General features: G+C 69.4%; 18 protein-coding genes. 5 read left to right on the top strand and 13 right to left on the bottom strand.

Annotated features, from left to right (window positions below; genetic code table 11):
• Positions 1-1719 carry a cytochrome c biogenesis protein DipZ gene (locus RS86_RS04135; protein ID WP_045270943.1) on the bottom strand — a complete coding sequence of 573 codons (1719 nt, stop codon included), beginning with the start codon at positions 1717-1719 and terminating at the stop codon, positions 1-3.
• A gap of 163 nt (positions 1720-1882) precedes the next feature.
• Here RS86_RS04135 and RS86_RS04130 point away from each other — a divergent pair, with 163 nt between their 5' ends.
• Positions 1883-2542 (top strand): fasciclin domain-containing protein, encoded by a 660-nt coding sequence (locus RS86_RS04130; RefSeq protein ID WP_045270942.1) that lies wholly within the window; start codon positions 1883-1885, stop codon positions 2540-2542.
• A 55-nt stretch (positions 2543-2597) separates the two neighbouring features.
• Here the strand turns inward: RS86_RS04130 and RS86_RS04125 are convergent, their stop codons facing one another.
• The 12 genes from RS86_RS04125 to RS86_RS04070 form a co-directional block, all read right to left on the bottom strand.
• Positions 2598-4361 carry an ABC transporter ATP-binding protein gene (locus tag RS86_RS04125; RefSeq protein ID WP_052680064.1) on the bottom strand — a complete coding sequence of 588 codons (1764 nt, stop codon included), beginning with the start codon at positions 4359-4361 and terminating at the stop codon, positions 2598-2600.
• Entirely contained in the window at positions 4358-6091 is a 1734-nt protein-coding gene (locus RS86_RS04120; RefSeq protein ID WP_052680063.1) for an ABC transporter transmembrane domain-containing protein, read from the bottom strand. Before RS86_RS04120 ends, RS86_RS04125 begins: the two co-directional genes overlap by 4 nt.
• A gap of 149 nt (positions 6092-6240) precedes the next feature.
• Positions 6241-7344 carry a DUF4185 domain-containing protein gene (locus RS86_RS04115; RefSeq protein ID WP_045270941.1) on the bottom strand — a complete coding sequence of 368 codons (1104 nt, stop codon included), beginning with the start codon at positions 7342-7344 and terminating at the stop codon, positions 6241-6243.
• Between the two features lie 29 nt (positions 7345-7373).
• Positions 7374-8285, bottom strand: coding sequence for a carbohydrate ABC transporter permease (locus RS86_RS04110; RefSeq protein ID WP_200892745.1), 912 nt, complete (start codon positions 8283-8285; stop codon positions 7374-7376).
• Positions 8285-9211: a carbohydrate ABC transporter permease gene (locus RS86_RS04105; protein WP_045270940.1), complete on the bottom strand. Its 927-nt coding sequence runs from the start codon at positions 9209-9211 to the stop codon at positions 8285-8287. The genes RS86_RS04110 and RS86_RS04105 overlap by 1 nt, the downstream gene beginning before the upstream one ends.
• A gap of 83 nt (positions 9212-9294) precedes the next feature.
• Positions 9295-10665, bottom strand: coding sequence for an ABC transporter substrate-binding protein (locus tag RS86_RS04100; protein ID WP_045270939.1), 1371 nt, complete (start codon positions 10663-10665; stop codon positions 9295-9297).
• Positions 10666-10920: 255 nt separating this feature from the next.
• A complete protein-coding gene (locus tag RS86_RS04095; protein WP_045270986.1) occupies positions 10921-11385 on the bottom strand; it encodes a heat shock protein transcriptional repressor HspR in 465 nt (154 codons plus the stop codon).
• Positions 11386-11607: 222 nt separating this feature from the next.
• Positions 11608-12594, bottom strand: coding sequence for a DnaJ C-terminal domain-containing protein (locus RS86_RS04090; RefSeq protein WP_045270938.1), 987 nt, complete (start codon positions 12592-12594; stop codon positions 11608-11610).
• 3 nt (positions 12595-12597) lie between these two features.
• Entirely contained in the window at positions 12598-13260 is a 663-nt protein-coding gene (grpE, locus tag RS86_RS04085; protein WP_045270937.1) for a nucleotide exchange factor GrpE, read from the bottom strand.
• Entirely contained in the window at positions 13260-15122 is a 1863-nt protein-coding gene (gene dnaK / locus RS86_RS04080) for a molecular chaperone DnaK (protein ID WP_045270936.1), read from the bottom strand. Before dnaK ends, grpE begins: the two co-directional genes overlap by 1 nt.
• 183 nt (positions 15123-15305) lie before the next feature.
• Positions 15306-15632 (bottom strand): NIPSNAP family protein, encoded by a 327-nt coding sequence (locus RS86_RS04075; RefSeq protein ID WP_045270935.1) that lies wholly within the window; start codon positions 15630-15632, stop codon positions 15306-15308.
• Between the two features lie 93 nt (positions 15633-15725).
• A complete protein-coding gene (locus RS86_RS04070) occupies positions 15726-16190 on the bottom strand; it encodes a DUF3817 domain-containing protein (RefSeq protein WP_045270934.1) in 465 nt (154 codons plus the stop codon).
• Between the two features lie 272 nt (positions 16191-16462).
• On the opposite strand from RS86_RS04070, the gene RS86_RS04065 reads away from it, so the two are divergent.
• The 4 genes from RS86_RS04065 (at position 16463) to RS86_RS04050 (ending at position 21509) form a co-directional block, all read left to right on the top strand.
• On the top strand, positions 16463-17341 hold the full coding sequence (locus RS86_RS04065) for a serine protein kinase RIO (protein ID WP_235281601.1): 879 nt from the start codon (positions 16463-16465) through the stop codon (positions 17339-17341).
• Positions 17342-17639: 298 nt separating this feature from the next.
• Complete coding sequence (locus RS86_RS04060; RefSeq protein WP_045270933.1) at positions 17640-18368, top strand: sirohydrochlorin chelatase; 729 nt, start codon at positions 17640-17642, stop codon at positions 18366-18368.
• A gap of 156 nt (positions 18369-18524) precedes the next feature.
• Positions 18525-19565, top strand: a complete 1041-nt coding sequence (locus tag RS86_RS04055; RefSeq protein ID WP_045270932.1) for a hypothetical protein — start codon at positions 18525-18527, stop codon at positions 19563-19565.
• Between the two features lie 216 nt (positions 19566-19781).
• On the top strand, positions 19782-21509 hold the full coding sequence (locus RS86_RS04050) for a nitrite/sulfite reductase (RefSeq protein WP_045270931.1): 1728 nt from the start codon (positions 19782-19784) through the stop codon (positions 21507-21509).
• The last annotated feature ends 31 nt before the right edge of the window (positions 21510-21540 follow it).

The following is a 21540-nucleotide window of genomic DNA, read 5'->3' as shown; positions in this document are numbered from 1 at the left end:
TCACCCGAAGGTGAACGAGTACGCCTGCACGCCGGCGGGAACGGTCACGGTGAGGGTGCCCTGATGCGAGGAGGACCCGGTGCGCAGCGCGTAGGACCGCGGCGTCCCGCTGACGGCGATCGTCTTCGTCGCGCCCTCGTCGTCCCGGACCGTGATCTCACCGCTTCCCGCGAGCACCATCCGCACCTCGGTCGCGTGGTAGCGCAGCCGGACCTGTGCCGGCAGGTCCTTCGGGGTCGCGTACTGCGTCTGCACGTCCCACGCGCCGTCCATCGCGAAGCTGTCCTCGGGCTGGGCGGACGGCAGGGCGAAGTCCGCCGTGCCGGCGCGGTATGCCGTCCCTCCCCCGAAGTTCACCGCCTTGGTCGCACCGAGGAACGTCTCCCGCGTCGTGGATCCGGCCTTCGGCGTGCGGTCGGCGACCTCGGTCTGCTTCGGCAGCTCGACCCGGGGATCCGCCTGCTGCAGCAGCTCGCGGATCAGCCGCTCCGTGGTGGCGTAGTCGCCCTCGCCGAAGGAGATGTGCCGCACGACGCCCTTCGCGTCGATGAGGTAGTGCGCCGGCCAGTAGCGGTTGCGGTAGGCAGTCCAGGTCGCGAGCGAGTTGTCCAGCGCCACCGGATAGTCGATCCCGAAATCCCGCGCCCCCGCGGCCACATTGCCCGGATCCTTCTCGAACGCGTACTCGGGCGAGTGCACGCCGATCACCTGCAGCCCCGCCGCGGAGTAGGCCTTGTCCCAGGCCACGACGTGGGGGATCGAACGCTGGCAGTTGATGCACGAGTACGCCCAGAAGTCGATCAGCACGACCTTGCCGCGCAGGCTCTTCAGATCGATCGGCGCCCCTCCGGGGGTGTTCAGCCACTGCTGGATCCCCCGGATCTGCGGCGCCGTCCCGCAGCTCTGCAGCGGGGTCGCATCGTTCGTGCACTTGTCCAGGTCACGGTTCTCATCGGTCACGAGGCCCCCGAGCCCGAGCGCGCCACCCTGCGGCGAGTTCGCCAGTCCCTGCTGGAACCCTGCGGTGTAGTCCGGCACCAGGCGCTGGAGCATCTGCGGCACGTTGAAGACCAGGCCGATCGCGAGCGCGATCATCGCGACGCCGGCCGTGATCCGCAGGCCGCGCTCGCGGTTGCGGAACGCGCGGATCCGCTGGATCACTCCGCGGCCGGCCAGCGCGAAGACCAGCAGCGGGAGCGCGACTCCCACCGCGAACGAGACGGTGAGGACCACGGTGTCCAGGCCGATCCTCCCCGTCGCGCCCGCGACGATGATCGCGGCGAGCACAGGGCCGGCGCACGGCACGAAGACGGCTCCGAGGGCGAGGCCGACGCCGAACCCGCTCCCGCGGTTCTCGACGTTCCTGCGCGGCAGCCACTGGAACGGCTTCTCGAGCAGCTGCTCGAACCGCGGAATGATGAGGCCGACGCCGAGGACGACGAGCACCGCGATCCCGGCCCAGCGGATCACGTCCTGCGGCAGATGCAGCAGGCCGAGCAGGAGGGATCCGACCAGGGTGACGAGCGAGAAGCTCAGCACCAGTCCCGCGATCACGAGGAACGGCCGGCTGCGGCGTGCAGGGAGGACTTCACCGTCGCCCGCCCCGTCGCGCGCCGACGGGGTCCCTCCCGTGAGGAAGATGACCGGCAGCACGGGCAGGATGCAGGGCGAGATACCCGTGATGAGCCCGCCCAGCACTCCGATGATGACCAGGTCCATGTGCCCGCCTTCCGTCGCCGGTAGTTCGGACGAGAGGCCGGAACGGATTGGTTTCCGCCGGGACGGACGACGGATCGGATCCGCTCCCATCCGATCGCCGGAGCGCTCCGAAGAATGCTCGACGCCGCGGGAGGTCCGCGACGCGAATCTCCGGAGGTACACGATGTTCAGCACCACCAAGAAGTTCGCCGCCGCAGCATCTCTCGGCTTCGCGGGCCTGCTCGTCCTGTCGGGATGCTCGATGGGATCCGGTTCGGCGGCGGGGTCGTCCTCCTCGGCGGCTCCGTCGTCGGCCATGCCGAGTGCGGCGCCGACCATGGATCCGGCCGCAGACCTGGTCGGCCCCGGATGCGCGGCCTACGCCAAGGCGGTTCCCGATGGGGCAGGGTCGATCCAGGGCATGTCGCAGGACCCGGTCGCCGTGGCCGCGTCGAACAACCCGATGCTGAAGACGCTCGTCTCCGCCGTCAGCGGCAAGCTCAACCCCGACGTCAACCTCGTCGACACGCTGAACGGCAGCGAGTTCACGGTGTTCGCGCCGGTGGACGACGCGTTCGCCAAGATCCCCGCCTCGACGATCGACGGCCTGAAGACGGATGCGAAGACGCTGACGTCGATCCTGACCTACCACGTCGTCGCCGGCCAGATCGATCCGTCGAAGATCGCCGGCACGCACAAGACCGTGCAGGGCGCGGATCTGACCGTGACCGGCAGTGGCGACAACCTGATGGTGGGCGACGCCAAGGTGATCTGCGGCGGCGTGCACACCGCCAACGCCACCGTCTACCTGATCGACTCGGTGCTGATGCCGCCGGCCAACTGACCCGCCCCCTCCACCCCGGGTCCGGATCCCGGACCGTGCGCCCGCCCCGACAGGTTCAGCGACCGTCGGAGCGGGCGCCGTCGTCGCGCCAGAGCGCCCAGAGCCGGGCGTATGCGCCGCCCGCCTCGACCAGTTCGTCGTGGGATCCGAGCTCCACGATCCTGCCGCCGTCGACGACCGCGATCCGGTCGGCCTCATAGGCGGTGGACAGCCGATGCGCGATCGCGATCACCGTGCGCCCCTGCATGGTCGCCGCCAGCGCGGCCTCGAGGTCGCGCGCCGCGGTGGGATCCATCGCGCTCGTCGCCTCGTCCAGGATGATCGTGTGCGGATCCGCGAGCAGCACGCGGGCGAGCGCGAGCTGCTGCTCCTGCGCTCCGGTGAGCGGATGCCCGCCGGATCCGACCACGGTGTCCCACCCGTCGTCGAGCGCGTCGATCCATTCGAGCGCACCCATGGTGCGGAGCGCATCGCGGACCTCGCCCTCGCGGGCGTCGCCCCGTGCGAGCTGCACGTTCTCCAGGATCGTCGTCGCGAAGATATGGCTCTCCTGCGACACCAGCATGACCTCACGGCGCCGGCGATCCAGCGCGATCCTGTCCGCGTCCACGCCTCCGATCAGCACGCGCCCGCCCATCGGAGAGTCGATCCCCGCGAAGAGCCGTGCGAGGGTCGACTTCCCCGCCCCTGATGGGCCCACGAGAGTGAGTCGCTCCCCCGGGATCACGAGCAGCGTCACACCGTGGACGACTTCGTACCCTGCGCGATAGCTGAAGCGCACGTCGCGCAACTCGACGTCCTTCGTCGCCGGCTCGGCCGAAGAGTCGGTGCGGTCTGCCGCGGCCTCGCCCACTCCGAGGATCCTCGCGAATGACACGAATCCCTTCTGCAGCTCATCCGTCCAGCCGATCAGCGATTCGAGCGGCGCGACCAGAGCCGACGCGAAGAGGGTGACGCTCACGACCGTGCCGATGGACACGTGGCCCTGTGCCGCGAGCCATCCGCCCCAGGCCAGCGATGCGAAGACAGGGATCGCGAACGCGAGGTTCGTCCACGGGAGCATCACCTGACGCAGCCGGATGCGCGCGTACCAGGCGACGCCGATGTCGGCGATCGCCGCCTCCATCGAGCGGTCCCGCGCTCCGGCGATGCCCAGGGCCTCCACCGTCCGCGCTCCCGTCGCCGTCTCGTTGATCGAGGCGAAGATCGGGCCCCAGCTCGCGCCGAGTGTCTCGTAGACACCGCCGGCCCGACGGATGAACCATCGCATGACCGGCACGAGGATCGGCACGCTGAGCAGGTAGACCGGGGCGATGACCGGAGAGGTGAGTACCGCGGCGGCCAGCGTGAGGACGACCGTGATCCCGGCGATCAGCGACTCCGGGAGCGCACGACGCACGGTGTCCGACACGGCGGAGATGTCCTGGGTGGTGCGTGCGACGAGATCTCCCGTGCCGCCCCTCTCGAGCACGCCGACCGGCAGCGCGAGCGCGCTCGCCAGGAACTCTTCCCGCAGTTGCGCGAAGACATGCTCGCCCGCGACGTAGGCGAGCCTGCTCGCGCTCAGCACGAGGACGCCCTGCGCGAGCGCGCAGCCCAGCATGCCGGCACAGTAGAGCGCCAACTCCCCCGCGTCGGCGCCCGCCGTAAGCCGATCGATGAGCAGCCCCATCAGGCGCGGCGGGGCGAGTCCTGCCACGGCCGCGCCGGCGAACAGGGCGATCACCGCGATGAACGTCGCCCGCCGCGCGCGCCAGATGGCGCGCATCGCGGCGTACACGTGCGGGCGCCCGGCTGTGGGCAGCGCGGAAGCGCTCATCGTTCCACCCCCTCGGCGCGCATCACGAGCGCGCGGTACTCCTGGTGGCTCTCGAGAAGACCAAGGTGCGTGCCGTCCGCCACGATCCGGTCGCCGACGACGAGGACGACCCGAGCGGCGAGTGCGAGCACGAGTGGGCTCGTCGTCACGATCATCGTGGTGCGTCCTCGACGATGCGAACGGATCCCCGACGACATCCGCTCCTCGGTCGGAGCGTCCACCGACGAAGTGGGATCGTGCATCACCAGCAGCTCGGGCTCGGCGAGAAGGGCACGTGCCGCACCGAGCCGCTGGCGCTGGCCGCCGGAGAACTCGACGCCCCGTTCGCCGACCAGCACGTCGAGGCCACCGGGGACCGACTTCACGATGTCGGAGGCGTCCACCGCGGCGACGGCGGCGAGAACGGCATCGTCGTCATGGCGGCCCCAGGGATCGAGCACCTCGCGCAGCGTGCCGCTGAAGAGGAACGGCACAGGATCCGACACGACGATCCGTTCCCGCACGACGGCGATGTCCCAGTCCTCAAGGCGACGACCGTGCAGCACGACGGATCCTTCACCGACGTCGGGGAGGAGACGACCGACGCGGTCGACCAGGGCCCGGGCGCTGCCCTCCTCGGAGACGACGACGCCCAAGAGCTCGCCCTCCCGCACGACGAGCCCCGTGACGTCGTCGCGCAGCAGATCGTCTTCCTCCGGCGATGGTTCGGGCATACGTCCCGAGGCCGCTCCGTCCGCCCAGAGCGGCTGCAGCGCGAGCAGCCCGATGATGCGTCTCGCCGCCACCCGCGCATCGACCGCGACCGTCATCGCCTGGTTGATGAGAGCCACCGGCAGCACCAGGAAGCCTGCGTAGCCGTAGAAGGCGACGAGCGCGCCCACCTGAAGCTGCCCCTGGCTCACGAGGACCGCTCCGACCCAGGTCAGCCCCGCGACGAAGAGTCCGGGGATGAGCAGGTTCAGCGCCTCCGCGGCCGCTCTCGGCAGGGCGAGGCGGATCCCCGCGACGCGCAGCTCGGCGGAGCGCTCGCGGTAGCGTGCGAGGAAGCGCTGCTCGCCACCGACACCGCGGAGCACACGCAGGCCCTTCACGCTGTCCAGGGCGACCGCGTTCATCGCCTCTCGCGCACCCCAGGCGATCTCGCTGCGAGCGTTGAGCGTGCGCACCAGCAGGAACGACGCGGCCGAGAACAGCGGGACCCCCACGATCACGAAGAGCCCCAGCATCACAGAGTCCCGCAGCAGCAGCACCGACACCGTGATGAAGGCCACGAGCGCCGAGGTGATGGAGCCCACGTTGATCGGCAGGAACGTGGCGCTCCACGACTCCGCCGCCATCGTCACGACCGCGCCCGGCGCCAGAGCGCGCTCTGCGGCCACGGTCACGTGCGAGGTCGATCGCGCGAGCACCATCTCGAGCCGCGAGTATGCGCGGGCGAAGTTGATGGATCCGGCTCTGTCCCTGAGCCCCTGGATCAGGGAGTGCTGCAGCTGCAACCACACCACGACGCCCAGCCACCTCAGGAAGGCGCCGTAGTCCCCCGCCACCAGCCCCTCATCGACGGCGCGGCCGATCGCCCAGGGGGTGAGGGCGAGACCGAGCAGCCAGATCACGTCGCAGACGACGCCCTGCAGCACGGTCGTCCACTGCCTGCGGACGAGCCAGGCGAGGAACCCCACCGGGGTCACCCCGGCCGGTGGCGGGACGTACTTCTCGGGAAGGGCGATCATCGCCCGTCTCCTCTCGCAGCGGGAACAGAGTCGTCGACCCCGGGCTCTCGGCACGGCGGTCGGGGAGGATCACGAGGATCCGCGGAGTCTCTGTTCAACGGCGCATGTCGCCACCCTAGCGACTTTCGCGCGAAATCGATATCACCGATTCAGGCGAGACCCTGGATCCGGAACTGCTCGACGTGATAGACGCTGTTGTTCCCCGTGTTCCACTGGCTCACGCTCAGGTGCAGATCCGAGAGCGTCGAGCCGGGCAGGATGTACCCGCCGTAGAGCTGGGCGACATGGGTCGCGTCCTCGGCGCCCCAGTTCCCGCCCCACAGCAGCGTCGTCTTGGCGGCCGTGTAGAGGTTGTCCGTCGGGGTGTTCACGATCATCGCGTCGATCCGGTAGGCGTCGGCGTTGAACCACGTCAGGATCCACTTGCCGCCGAGGGGCCGCAGGCACATCTCGCCGAACTTGCCCGGCAGCACCTCTGTGGCCGGATTTCCCCACCCCCAGGAGCCGTTCGCGAAGCCCCAGGGCTGGTACGCGGACAAGGTGGTCATGCTGTTCTGCGGCACCCGGTAGAGCACGATGCCCTTGTCGCGCTGGAACCCGGTGCCGTAGATGTAGACGTACCCGTCGTTGCCCTGACCCCAGGTGATGCACTGGAAGTGCCCGTCGGCCATGTCGGCCGGGAAGGTCAGCCCGGTGTGCTGCCAGGTCGCGCCGGAGTCATCGGACTGCCACAGCTCCGTCCAGCGCACCGCACCGAACGTCGGGCCGTTCACGATCGCGTGCAGGTACATCCGCGAGCCGATCGTGATCACGTCGGAGGGGATCACGGTCTCGTAGTACGCGTCGTGCGGGTAGTACCAGAGCTGCGGGGCGGTGACCTGGGTGTTGGTGCCGGCCCCCGCCGCCCCGTCGAACACGACCCCGGAGGCGAGGTTCGCCGTCGAGGAGTACAGCGCGACAGGGGAGCGCCAGCTCGCACCTCCCACCGCATCGGCCCAGGTGTCGCCGAACATGAACAGCAGCCGCCCGTCGGGCGTGCGCGCGGGGATCCCGAGATCGGTCGCGCCGATCCCGTACTGGACACCGGCCTGCGTGCCGGCCAGCACCTTCATGCGGGTCACGGTGAGCCCGGCGGCCGCCGCGGGGCTCGCCCCCAGCGCCGAGACGCCGAGCGCGGCGCCCGCGGCGAGGGCTCCCTGCAGCAGGCCGCGGCGGGTCAGCCGGTGGGCAGGACGGATCGCTTCTTCGGACATGGCCTTCTCCTCTTCGAGAACGCGACCGGCTACTTGAGTCCGGCCATCTTGATGTTGCCGATGATCTGACGCTGGAAGATCAGGAACAGGATCACGACCGGCGCCGCGGCGAGCACGGATCCGGCCATGAGCAGGCCGAGCTCGCTCGAGCCTCGGCCGGTGCGGAACTCGGCGAGGTACTGCTGCAGCACGAACTTCTCCGGCGACGTGATCGTCATGATCGGCCACACGTAGGAGTTCCAGTACGCGAGGAACGCGGTGATGCCCATTACGACGAACGGCGGCTTCGACAGCGGAAGGAAGATCCGCACGAAGATCCCGAACCGGCCGCATCCGTCGAGCATCGCCGCCTCCTCGAGGCTGGCCGGGATGTTCAGGTAGAACTGCCGGATGAAGAAGACCGACGCGGCGCTCGCCGCCCCCGGGATCACCAGCACGGCCAGCGTGTCCAGCATCGCGAGCTTCGTCACCACGATGAAGCTCGTGAGCAGGATCGTCATCCCGGGGATGAACATGGTCGTGATGACGGCGACCCAGAGCGTCCGCTGGAACCGGAACTCGAGCCGCGCGAACGCGTAGGCCGCGAAGGAGTTCACGGTGAGGCTGAGCACCGTGAACAGGATCGCCCCGAGGAAGGTCCAGCCGAGCGTGCGCAGGAAGGTCTCGTCGCCCAGGATCTTGCCGTAGTTCTCCCAGTGCCACACCTCGGGGAAGAACTGGAAGGGCGTGCTCAGCACCTCGGTCTTCGCCTTGAAGCCGGCGATCACCATCCACGCGAGCGGGAACAGCGCGGCGAGCAGGAAGATCAGGCCCACCACGCCCTTGCCGACGACTGCGGCCCAGCCTCCGATGCCGCGCGGCATCGTGAAGCGGCGGTGATCCTTGCCGTCGAGGACGATCCGGGTGGTCTCGGGCACGGTGCTCTGGCGCGTCGCGCTCATCAGTCGACCAGCCTCTCGGAGTTGATGAACTTGAACACGAGGGCCGACACGGATCCCAGCACCACGAACAGCAGCAGCGCCGCGGCGATCGAGTAGCCCACGTTCACGTCGTTGCGGAAGTGGTTGAAGATGAACAGGTTCGGCAGGGTGGTCGAGTCCAGCGGCCCGCCCTGCGTCATGACGAGGGGCAGCTCGAACTGCTGGATCGCGGCGACGAAGCCCGTGATGAGCAGGTACAGGAACACGTTCTTCATCTGCGGCATCGTGATGTAGAAGGTCTTCTGCCACCACCCCGCGCCCTCCATCGCGGCCGCCTCGTAGTACTCCGTCGGGATGTCGACCATCGCGGCGACCATGATGAGCGACGTCAGGCCCATGCCGAGCCAGACCGCCGGCACGGCGACGGAGAGGAGCGCCCACGCCGGATCCCCGATCCAGGACACCGGGTCGATGTGGAATGCGGCGAGCACCGCGTTCAGGATCCCGCCGTCGTAGGCGTAGATCACCACGAAGATGATGGAGGCGATGACGCCGGAGATGATCGTCGGGATGTAGATGCTGACCTTGAGGATCGTCGCCAGGCGGCGGGACAGCGTCACCACGAGACTCGCGAACAGGAATGCGAGAACGAGCATCGGGGGCACCGTCAGCAGCACGAACAGGAAGCCGCGGCCGATCGTGGCGACGAACAGCGGGTCCGTCAGGACGTCGGCGTAGTTCTTCACGCCGACGAACTGCGGATCCTTGTAGAAGCTCCAGTCCTGGAACGACAGGAACCCTGCGTACACCGCCGGCCACGCGACGAAGACGCCGAGCAGGATCACCACGGGCGCGAGCATCAGGTAGGCGAGCTTCGTGTCGCGATTGCGGTACTTGGCGTGCCGGCGCTTGATCGTGCGCCGGTCGTCGATCGCTTCGGTGGCCATCGTCTCTCCCCGTCGTTCTGAGGTGCTGGGCGCGGGCCGCGCGGTCGGGGACGGCCGCGCAGCGGTCCCCGACCGCGCCGCACTCACTTCTTGGGAGCCTTGCTGGGCAGGTCCTGCGACTGGATGACCTTCTGGATCGCGGCGTTCGCCGTGTTGATCGCGTCATCCGGCGAGGCTGCGCCCTTCATCACCGACTCCATCGCGGTGCCGACCGCGAGCGAGACGTCCCACGGGTAGGTCGGCTCGGAGATCGCGTCGGGCGCGATGTCGTTCGTGATGACGGTCGACCACGGCGCCTTGGCCGCGGCCTCGTCCTTCGCGACAGCGTCCTGCACCGACTTGCGCACGGGGACCTTGGTGAACTGCGTGTTCACGAAGAAGGGCACGAGGTTCTGCGGGTCGCCGGCGAGCGACCACTCCAGGAACTTCCCCGCGGCCTCGGCGTTCTTGGTCTTCGCGTCGATGACCCACTTGAAGTTGCCGAGCGTGGTGGCGGTGCGACCATCGGCGTTCGAGGCGTTCGGGAAGGCGCCGATCCCGGTCTTGGTGAGGAGGTCGGGATAGTCGGATCCGATCTCGGACATCATCCACGAGCCGGAGACCTTGAAGGCGACCTTCTTCTGGCCGAAGTCCTTGCCCTCGACGTAGGCGGCGAGCGCCTGCTTGGGCATGTAGCCCTTGTCCCACAGCTCCTTGTACTTGGACATCAGGTCGCGGTACCCGGCGTTGTCGATGTTCGGCGACTTCCAGTCGTCGGTGAGCGCGGTGTGCCCGGCGAAGTTGTACTGCTGGCCGACGGTCGACCAGGCGAAGGTGATGGCGTCGGACGAGGGCGAGATGCAGTACTGCCCCTGGGCGAGCGTCGGCTGGATCTTCGCGCAGTCGGCGAGCAGGTCGTCCCAGGTGGCCGGGGCCTTGTCGGTGTCGACGCCGGCTTTGGAGAGCATGTCCTTGTTCCAGAACAGCACCGTCTGGGCCTCCTGCAGGAGCGGGTAGGCGTAGTAGGTCCCGCCGATCTCGGACACCGACTTCGCGGAGTCGATGATCTCGCCGAGCTTGGACTTGTCGACGACCTTGCCGAGGTCGTACAGCTGCCCCGCGTTCACCGCGTCCTGGATGCTGCCGGAGTGCGTGTAGATGTCGGGGGCCTTGCCCGCGGCCTGGGCGGCCTTCATCTTCTGGTCCCAGGCGTCGGCCGGGATCTCCGTGTCCTTGACGACGATCTTGTCCTGCGAGGCGTTGAACTTCTTGACGATGTCCTTGTACCAGGCGTTCTCCGGCGGGGTGAACGTGCGGTGCCAGAACTCGATCGTGGTCTTGCCGGAGGAATCGCCTCCGCCCCCTGCGGCCTGACCAGGGGTGCTCGAGCCGCAGCCTGCGAGCAGTCCTACCGCCGTGATGCCGCCGAGAGCGGCCATCACCACCCGGCGCGTGCGCTGTGTGTCCGTCTTCATGGGTTCCTCCTCGGGAACACGACTTCCTCGTCGATTCGGTGCTGGGTCCGGCACGGGGGGCCGGGTCCGCGGTCGCGCTGAGTCGGCATCGACCGGGCTGCACTCAGAGTAGGCGAAATCGATTTCAGACACAAGACACTCTTCGCGGATTCGCTTCCGAACCCGCCACCGGGCAGTGAGACGCTTCGCAATGGAAATCGATTTCAGATACTATTGGACCGATCGCGGGCGCGCAGACGGCGCCCGCGGCGCCGCTCAGCGGGCGCTGTCGTCCGGGTCGTCGGCGAGGTCGTCGGGGTGCTCCGGAGTGCTCCCCCACGGCCGCCACAGCACGACCTCGGTGGAGCGGCGGATCCGGCGGCCCGACGGGACGGCCATGACGGATCCGGACGTGCCTGCGGCGAACACGCGCAGACCGGGACGGTTGGCGCGCTCCTCGCGCAGTGCGAGCTCGAGCTCGACCACGCGGCGGTGCAGCGTGCGCACCTCGTCCTCGAGGTCGAGGAGGCGCGCGATCGCGGGCAGGCTCATGCCCTCGCTGGACAGCTGGGCGACCTCGCGCAGCTGCTCGATGTCGCGCATCGAATAGCGGCGGGACCCGCCTCGGGTGCGACCGGGCACGACCAGGCCGATCCGGTCGTACTGCCGCAGGGTCTGCGGGTGCATCCCGGCGAGCTCGGCGGCGACCGCGATCGCGAAGACCGGGGTGTCCGCGCTCATGCGCTCATCGCCCACGGCGCACCTCCGGCACTGCCGTTCCGGTCATCGGACGCCCTTCGTCTCGCTGCGCTCGCTCAGGGACCGACGAACCGGTTCCTGAAGCGGCTCGCTCAGGGACCGACGAACCGGTTCCTGAAGCGAGGCGCTCAGGGACCGGCGAACCGGTTCCTGAGCGAGGAGCGCAGCGACGAGACGAAGGACGCTCAACGACCGAGAGGCTCATCACGCCCGCGCCTTCGCCAGCAGCTCGGTACGCGGGTTCTCCGCGGGTTCGGCGGCACGGAAACGCTCCAGCGCTTCGCGCGCGGCGTCGTCGAGGTGCGACGGCACGGCGACCTGGACCTCGGCGAGCAGGTCGCCGGTGCCCTTGGACGTGGTGACCCCGCGGCCCTTGACCCGCAGCACCCGGCCGGACGGCGTGCCCGCCGCGACCTTGAGCTTGACCGGATCGCCGCCGAGCGTCGGCACCTCGATGGTGGCGCCGAGCGCGGCCTCGGTGAAGGTGATCGGCACGGTGACGCGCAGGTTCAGCCCGTCGCGGGTGAACACCGGATGCGGCTTCACGGCGACCTGCACCACGATGTCGCCGTTCTCCCCGCCATCGGGCGAGGGACGCCCCCGGCCGCGGAGCCGGATCTTCTGCCCGTCCTTGACGCCGGCGGGGATCTTCACCTTGAGCGGCCGGCCGTCCTCGCCCTGCAGCGTCACGGTCTCGCCCTGCACCGCTGTCGCGAACGACAGCGTCGTGCGGGCCGTGACATCGGCGCCCTTCTGCGGGCCGCCGAAGCCCCGGTAGCCGCCGGACGGCTGACCGAAGCGCCCGGAGCCGAAGGATCCGCCGCCCTGGTTGAACATCGCGAAGATGTCGTCGAAGTCGCCCTGCTGCCCGCCACGGCCACGGCCGAACGCGCTGAACACGTCGTCGAAGCCGCCGTTGCCGGCGCTCCCCGGAGCCGTGAAGCGCGCGCCGCCGGCGCCCATGGCGCGGATCTGGTCGTACTCGGCACGCTGCTCCTTGTCGGAGAGCACCGAGTACGCCTCGCTGATCTCCTTGAACTTCGCCTCCGCCGCGGCATCGCCGGCGTTGGAGTCGGGGTGGTACTTGCGCGCGAGCTTGCGGTAGGTCTTCTTCAGATCCGCCTCGGACACGTCCTTCGAGACGCCGAGGGTCTTGTAGAAGTCCTTGTCGAACCAGTCCTGGCTAGCCATATGCTAAGCGGTCCCTGAGCCTGCCGAAGGGTCAGGGGGAACGGCGACGACGACCTTGGCGGGACGCAGCTCGACATCGCCCAGGCGGTAGCCCACCTCGACGACCTCGAGCACGATGGTCTTCTCCACACCCGGAGTGGGCTGCTGGAAGATCGCCTCGTGCTGCTGCGGGTCGAACTCGTCGCCCTTCTCGCCGTAGGAGACCACGCCGAGGCGCTCGACGACCGAGCGGATCTTGTCGGCGATCGCGGCGAAGGGGCTTCCTTCCTCCAGATCGCCGTGCGCGGCGGCGCGGTCGAGGTCGTCGAGCACGGGGAGCAGGCCCTTGGCGGCCTCGCCCTTCGCGCGCTGGATCTCGACACCGCGCTGCTCCTCGGTGCGGCGGCGGTAGTTCGCGTACTCGGCCTGAAGGCGCTTGAGGTCGACGAGCAGGGTGTGCTCGGCGTCGTGGAGGGCCGCATCCTCCACGGCGTCCTCGGCGAGCGCGTCGTCGTTCTGAGCGATGTTCAGGATGTCGTCGACCGTGAGCTCTTCGGCGTCCTGCGCGTCATCGGATCCTTCGACGGGCTCAGGGACCGGCCCGGGGCCGGACGCGTTCGCGTCCGACCCCTGACCGCCGACCTCACGACCCTCTTCGGGCTCTTCGAAGTCCTTGGGATCCGTCATCACTTCTTCTCGTCCTCGTCTTCCACGACCTCGGCGTCCACGACGTCCTCATCGGACGCCGCGCTCTCGCCGGCCGGGGCGCCCTCGGAGGCACCGGGGGCCGCCGCGTCGGCCTGGGACTGCGCGTAGATCGCCTCGCCCAGCTTCGACTGCGACGCGTTCAGCTTGTCGAACGCGGTCTTCACGGCCTCGTCGTCCTCGCCGGCCAGCGCGGTCTTCAGCGCGTCGACGTCGGCCTTGACCTCGGTCTTGACGTCCTCCGGCAGCTTGTCCTCGTTCTCCGAGATGAGCTTCTCGATCGAGTAGGACAGGGTCTCGGCCTGGTTGCGGACCTCGGCCGACTCACGGCGCTTCTTGTCCTCGGCGGCGTGCTCCTCGGCCTCGCGCACCATGCGGTCGATGTCGTCCTTCGAGAGCGACGAGCCGCCCGTGATGGTCATCGACTGCTCCTTGCCCGTGCCCTTGTCCTTGGCGGACACGTGCACGATGCCGTTCGCGTCGATGTCGAAGGTGACCTCGATCTGCGGGATGCCGCGCGGAGCCGGCGCGATGCCGGTCAGCTCGAACGTGCCCAGCGGCTTGTTGTCGCGGGTGAACTCGCGCTCGCCCTGGAAGACCTGGATCGCGACCGACGGCTGGTTGTCGTCGGCGGTCGTGAAGGTCTCACTGCGCTTGGTCGGGATGGCCGTGTTGCGCTCGATGAGCTTGGTCATCATGCCGCCCTTGGTCTCGATGCCGAGGCTCAGCGGGGTGACGTCGATGAGGAGGACGTCCTTGCGCTCGCCCTTCAGGACACCGGCCTGGAGGGCTGCGCCGACGGCGACGACCTCGTCCGGGTTCACGCCCTTGTTGGCCTCCTTGCCGGCCTCGCGCTTGACGAGCTCGGCCACGGCGGGCATACGGGTGGATCCGCCGACGAGCACGACGTGGGCGATGTCGCCGACCTTGATGCCGGCCTCGCGGATCACGTCCTCGAAGGGCTTCTTGGTGCGGTCGAGCAGGTCCTTGGTGAGGTCCTCGAACTTCGCGCGGGTGATCGTCTCGCTCAGCGACACGGGGCCGTTCTCGGTGAGCGACAGGTACGGCAGGTTGACGCTGGTCGACGTCGAGGAGCTGAGCTCCTTCTTCGCCTGCTCCGCGGCCTCCTTGAGGCGCTGCAGTGCGATCTTGTCGCCCGAGACGTCGACGCCGGTCGAGTCCTTGAACTGCTTGATCAGGTAGTCGACGAGGCGCTGGTCCCAGTCGTCGCCGCCGAGGCGGTTGTCACCGGCGGTGGAGCGCACCTGGATCGTCGAGAAGTCGTCGTCCTTGCCCACCTCGAGCAGCGAGACGTCGAACGTGCCGCCACCGAGGTCGAAGACGAGGATGAGCTCGTCCTCCTTGCCCTTGTCCAGGCCGTAGGCCAGGGCCGCGGCGGTGGGCTCGTTGATGATGCGCAGGACGTTGAGGCCCGAGATCTCGCCGGCCTCCTTGGTGGCCTGACGCTCGGCGTCGTTGAAGTATGCGGGGACCGTGATGACCGCGTCGGTCACGGTGTCGCCCAGGTACGCCTCGGCGTCGCGCTTGAGCTTCTGCAGGATGCGCGCGGAGATCTCCTGCGGCGTCCACTTCTTGCCGTCCACGTCGAACGACCAGTCGGTGCCCATGTGGCGCTTGACCGATGCGATCGTGCGGTCCACGTTGGTGACGGCCTGGCGCTTCGCGGTCTCGCCGACGAGCACCTCCCCGTCCTTGGTGAAGGCGACCACCGAGGGGGTGGTCCGGAAGCCTTCTGCGTTGGCGATGACCTTGGGCTCGCCGCCCTCGAGGACGCTGACGACGGAGTTCGTCGTACCGAGGTCGATACCGACAGCACGTGCCATTTGTTTTCTCCTTCAGTCGGAAGTTTCTGGGAAAGTCTGCGCGATCCCCTGTTCCGCCGGAGAAGATCCCTCCGAAACCTGAGTCGCGATGACTCAAGGGTACGCCCGACGTCAAGCGTTGTCAACAAACTTGATACCAGTCGGCTCAAGTTTGAGTGCTGGTGGCCCGCGTCGTCGTGAACCTCAGGCTCCGAGCGCGTCCACCGTCGCGTCGTCCAGCGTGAGGACCACCTCCTGATAGGAGGCGATCATCGCCAGCACCTCTTCGCGGTACCCCTCTCGCCACAGCGCGCTGCCGTAGAAGCGGTCCTCCTGCTCGTCCCGGTGGAGCGTCGAATCGAACGCGCGCATGAGGACGTAGGAGACGTCGTCGTGCTCGCTCGCGCCGTAGCGCACCACGCGGATCCCCTGATCGGCGAGCATCGGCATGACCTTCGTGTGGAAGAGGTCGTGGAAGCTCTGACGGGCACCGGGATGCAGGACGTAGGAGCGGATCTCGAGCACGGTCATGACGACTCCGGAAGAGGGCGGCGGGCGCGGATGACCGCCATCCTCGCACGGCACCCCGCGCCCGATCCAGACTCTTCCGCGGTCGGACTGCGGTCAGTGGCTCCCGCCGGGAGGGCCGATCAGCAGCAGGACCGCGAAGAGCGCGGCGACCGCGGCGACGATGAGCAGCGCGAGCACCCACGGACGGTGCAGGAACCACCGCATCGTGCGGTCGTACCAGGCGGCGTCGCGCGGATCCTCCGTCTGCTCCAGGCGCCAGTCGCCGGCGAGGCGGCCACTGCGGTGCAGCCAGATCTCGGCGGGGATCGTGGCGTAGGGCACGATCGCGCTCGCGATCGCGAGGATCGCGACGCCGACGCCCCAGCGCTGGTGGAACGCGAGCAGCACCGCCGTGGCGCCGTAGGAGAGGAAGACGAAGCCGTGGATGGATCCGGCGATCGTCACGAGCACCGGAGGCAGACCCGTGGCGCGGCCGATCAGGGCGCCGATCAGGAGGGTCCAGGTGATGGCCTCGGCGATCGCGAGCACGCGGAAAAGGCGGGCGGGAGTGGTGAACACGTCTCTCCTCGGGTCGGGTCCCCTCCAGCGTAGGGATCGGGATCCCCCGGCCGCTTCCCGCAGGCCTCCACCTTTCGATGGGTCTTCGGATCCTTCCTGGGGCTTCCGCGCGAGGGCCGCGGCCCCGTAGACTCGGCGGGCACCGGGATCGCCCCGGGATCCGAGGGAAGGAGCTGACGATGAACGTCTCTGTTGTCGCGCCCTTTGCCGACCTTCTTCCCTGAGGCCGCCCGCCCCATCACTTCGCGAGCGGCCCCGACCCGGAGCCTCTCGTGATCCCTTCCTCCGCATCCTCGGATGCCTCTGCTTCCCTTTTCCTCTCCGCCGCCGATGACGACGACCTCGGCCTGTCCTTCGCCGATGTCGAACTCGGCGAAGGACAGCGCTGGACCACCTGGCCCGCCGCGACGCCGACCGAGCGCGGTCCGCACCCGCGCCCCGACTGGGTGGTGACCTCGGCCGGTGCGGTCGACACCGAGCTCGGCATCCTCAAGACCGGCAAGGAGGCCGACGTCTTCCTCCTCGAGCGCGCCGTGCCGGGCGATCCCGGCCAGCGCACGCTCCTCGCCGCCAAGCGCTATCGCGGCACCGAGCACCGCTCGTTCCACCGCTCCGCCGTGTACACCGAGGGTCGGCGCACCCGGAACTCGCGCGACGCCCGCGCCCTCGCGAAGAAGTCGGAGCACGGCCGCGAGGTCGCCGCAGCGCAGTGGTCGCTGGCCGAGTTCGAGGCCCTGCGCCGGATGTGGGAGCTCGGCGCCCCCGTGCCCTATCCGGTGCAGGTGAGCGGCACCGAGGTGCTCATGGAGTTCATCGGATCCGCCGGTGGTGCCGCGGCGCCCCGGCTCGCGCAGGTGCGGCACGATCCGGAGGCGCTCCCCGATCTGTTCGCGCAGGTCGCCGCGCTCATGCGGACCTTCGCCAGAGCCGGGGTCGCGCACGGCGACCTGTCCCCGTACAACCTGCTCGTCCAGGACGGCCGCGTGGTCGTGATCGACCTGCCGCAGATCGTGGACACGGTCGCGAACCCGCAGGGGCTGGACCTGCTGCACCGCGACTGCGTCAACGTGTGCGACTGGTTCGCCCGACAGCGCCTCGACGTCGACGCGGAGGAGCTCTTCGGCGAGCTGGTCGCGGAGTCGTTCGGGTGACCCGCCCCCGTTTGGGGCGCGATCTGCCGATTCGGGGCGCATCAGGACACCTGATCGTGGCGGGACGCGCCCCAAAACCGGATCGTCGGCACGAGTGGTCGCCTAGATGCGTGCACGACCCGCCCCCGTTTGGGGCGTGTTCTGCCGGTTCGGGGCGCACCAGGACACCTGATCGTGGCGGGAGGCGCCCCAAACCGGACTTGCGGACCGCCACAAGACGCGGACGCCCATCGGAGTCGATGTCGGTGTGTGAAGAACTTCCGAACACCGCCCACGGACATCCGCATACACTCCGACCATGCCCCGCCCCGCACTGCTCGCCGTGTCGCACGGCACCTCGGACGTCGCCGGCGCCGCCGCGATCGCGCTGCTCGTGCGCCGCGTCGCCGAGCGCCTCCCCGACGTCGCCGTGCACTCCGGATTCGTCGACGTGCAGGAGCCGGATGCGCCGACGGCCCTGGCCGCGGTCGACGGGCCCGTGGTCGTCGTGCCGCTGCTGCTGTCGCAGGGCTTCCACGTGCGGGTGGACCTGGGTGGCGCCGCCCGGGCACGCAGCAATGCGGTCGTGACGGATCCGCTCGGGCCAGACCCGCGGCTCGCGGAGGTGCTCGCACTCCGGCTGGCGGAAGCCCCCGCTCCCGGCGCCGATGCCGATGCCGATGCCGACGCCGATGGTCCGGTCGTGCTCGCCGTCGCGGGATCACGGGATCCGCGCTCCCTGCCCGATGCCGAGGCGATGGCGGCGCAGCTCGGCGCGCGCCTGCGCCGTCCAGTCGTACCCGCCTACCTCGCCGCCCGGGAGCCGAGCCTCGCCGACGCCCTCGCCGCGCATCCCGGCGCCCCCGTGGCGACGTACCTGCTCGCGCACGGCTACTTCTTCGACGTCGCGGAGCGCGTGGCCGGATCCGCCCTCACCGAGCCGCTGCTGGACGACGGCGAGCCGCCCGCCCCGCTCGTGGACCTCGTGGTGGACCGCTATCTCGCGGGCGCCGCCCGGATCGCCGATCCGCCCCCGTCCGGTCGGTGAGCGCGGACGCCCCTCGGCATCGCGGCCTCGCGTCGGCCTGCGCGCGGCACTTCTTCCCGCCCTGTTCATCCGGGCGCAACCTCGGCATCGCGCGAGCGGAGCAGTGTGGCTCTCGACGCTCTCCTCGGAGCGCCACGCCTACCGAAGGAGCTACGCATGCGCGCCTCTCGAGCGCTTCTTTCCCTCGCTGCCGCGCTGGCCGCCGTCGCGGCCGCCACGAGTCCGGCGTTCGCCGCGGGGGCCGCGGACGCCCCGGGACAGGACAAGCCGGGCCACTACTCGTTCGCCGTCATCGGCGACGTCCCCTACGGCGCCGCGCAGCAGGCGCTGTTCCCGCAGTGGATTCAGGAGATCAACGCCGCCGATCCGGCGATGACGTTCCACGTCGGCGACATCAAGAACGGATCCACCCGCTGCGACGACGCCCTCTACCAGCAGATCAAGGGCGACTTCGACACCTTCGCCAACCCCCTCGTCTACACCCCGGGCGACAACGAGTGGACCGACTGCCACCGTGCGAACAACGGTGCGTACAACCCGCTCGAGCGCCTCGCCTACGACCGCTCCGTGTTCTTCTCGAACCCGGGAGTCTCCCTCGGGCAGAACCCGGTGAAGGTCGACGCGCAGACCGCGGCCGGCTTCCCGGAGAACGTGACCCTGCGCCGTCAGGGCGTGGACTTCGCCGTGATCCACGTGGTGGGCAGCAACGACGGGGCCCAGCCGTGGGCGGGTCTCGGCGACACCAGCCCGCGCCCCGAACAGCTCGCCGCGGAGCAGGCGCGCATGGCGAACGCGATCTCGGTCGTGAAGAGCGCTTTCGCGACGGCGAAGCAGAAGCACGACCGCGCCGTCATGGTGCTGCTTCAGGCCGACATGTTCGACCCGACCTACACGCCGGCGGGGAGCGACATCTCGGCCTTCCAGGGCCTCGTGCAGACGCTCGTCGACGAGTCGAGCGCGTTCGACGGCGAGGTGTACCTGGTCAACGGGGACAGCCACGTCTTCAACGACGACAAGCCGCTCGCGGCGGGATCCGCCTGGCTGAACACGTACGGGGTGACCGGCTCGGCCGACAACCTCACGCGCCTGACGGTCGACGGATCCTCGAACAACAAGGACTGGCTGCGCGTCACGATCAACCGGCCCGGCGCCGGACAGGTGCTGAGCTGGGAGCGCGTCCCGTACGTCGCGCACTGACCTCCGCAGGACGACGGCGCGGGGCTCTCGCAGGAGGGCGCCGCGCCGTCGTCGTGCCGCGGAGGACGCGCGCGGGCACCGGGACGACCATGCGGCGGCGCACAATTCAACCGCACGAAACCCCGAAGAATCTGCACCATGTCGAACAATGACGCCCCGTGTCGGAGGCTCTGACACAGACGGGCGCCCGGGCGGATCCGCACGTAACTTGTCCGCATGTCTCCCGAACCGACCGCTGCCGTGCGCGGCGCACGACCGACGACCGACCGCGCCCGTCCGCCGCGCCCGTCGTCCAAGCCCAACGGTCAGTGGAAGATCGACGGCACTGCGCCGCTCAACGGCAACGAGGAGTGGAAGCAGGTCGACAACGGCCTGAGCGTGCGCGAGCGCATCGAGCAGGTGTACTCGAAGGGCGGCTTCTCGAGCATCGACCCGACCGACCTGCACGGCCGCTTCCGCGTATGGGGTCTATACACGCAGCGCAAGCCGGGCATCGACGGCGGGCGCACTGCGACGCTCACGCCGGAGGAGCTCGAGGACGAGTACTTCATGCTGCGCGTGCGCATCGACGGCGGGCAGCTGACCACCGAGCAGCTGCGCGTCATCGCAGGGATCTCGGTCGACTTCGCGCGCGACACCGCAGACGTCACCGACCGCCAGAACATCCAGCTGCACTGGGTGCGCGTCGAAGACGTGCCGGAGATCTGGCGGCGCCTGGAGGCGGTCGGGCTGCAGACCACCGAGGCCTGCGGCGACGTGCCGCGCGTCGTGCTCGGCTCGCCCGTCGCGGGGATCGCCGCCGACGAGATCATCGACCCGACCCCGCAGATCGACGAGATCACCGACCGTTTCATCGGCGACCCGGAGCTTGCGAACCTCCCCCGCAAGTTCAAGACGGCCATCACCGGACACCCCAGCCAGGACGTCGTGCACGAGATCAACGACGTCGCATTCGTCGGCGTCGTGCACCCGGAACTCGGAGTGGGCTACGACCTCTGGGTCGGCGGCGCCCTGTCGACCACCCCCCGCCTCGGCGAGCGGCTCGGCGTGTTCGTCGCCCCCGAGCTCGTCGCCGACGTGTGGCACGGGGTGACCAGGATCTTCCGCGACTACGGCTACCGCCGGCTGCGGAACAAGGCCCGGCTGAAGTTCCTGCTGGCCGAGTGGGGCACCGAGAAGTTCCGCCGGATCCTCGAGACCGAGTACCTGGAAGCGGCGCTGCCGGACGGCCCCGCGGCCCCGCAGCCGACCAGCCCCGGTGACCACGTGGGCATCCACCGGCAGAAGGACGGCCGGTTCTACGTCGGCGTCACCCCGCTCGTCGGCCGGATCTCCGGCCCGTCGCTGGCGAAGCTGTCCGACCTCATCGAGGAGCACGGATCGGCGCGGCTGCGCACCACCCCGCACCAGAAGCTCGTGATCCTCGACATCCCGGAGGATCGGGTCCCCTCGCTCATCGCCGGGCTCGATGCGCTCGGGCTGTCCTCGCGTCCCGACCTGTTCCGGCGCAGCACGATCGCCTGCACGGGCATCGAGTTCTGCAAGCTCGCGATCGTGGAGACCAAGGTGAACGCGGCCGCCGCCGTCGAGCAGCTCGAGGAGCGCCTGGCCGGCATCGACCTGCCGCACCCCATCTCGCTCCACGTCAACGGCTGCCCCAACTCGTGCGCCCGCATCCAGACCGCCGACATCGGCCTGAAGGGCCAGCTCGTCACGATCGACGGCGAGCAGGTGCCCGGCTATCAGGTGCACCTCGGCGGCGGACTGGCGTCGCCGCTCCGGGAAGAGGCCGGGCTCGGCCGCACGGTGCGCGGGCTGAAGGTCACCGCCGACGGCATCGCCGACTACACGGAACGCGTCGTGCGCAGGTTCCTCGCCGACCGCGAGGCCGACGAGACCTTCGCCGTCTGGGCCCACCGTGCCGACGAGGAGGCGCTGCAGTGAGCACGTCCGAACCGGTCGTTGAGCGACCCTT

The organism is Microbacterium azadirachtae, from assembly GCF_000956505.1.
Lineage (GTDB): Bacteria > Actinomycetota > Actinomycetes > Actinomycetales > Microbacteriaceae > Microbacterium > Microbacterium azadirachtae_A.
Note: the sequence above shows the minus strand (reverse complement) of the source record. Positions and strands in the feature narration are given on the sequence as shown.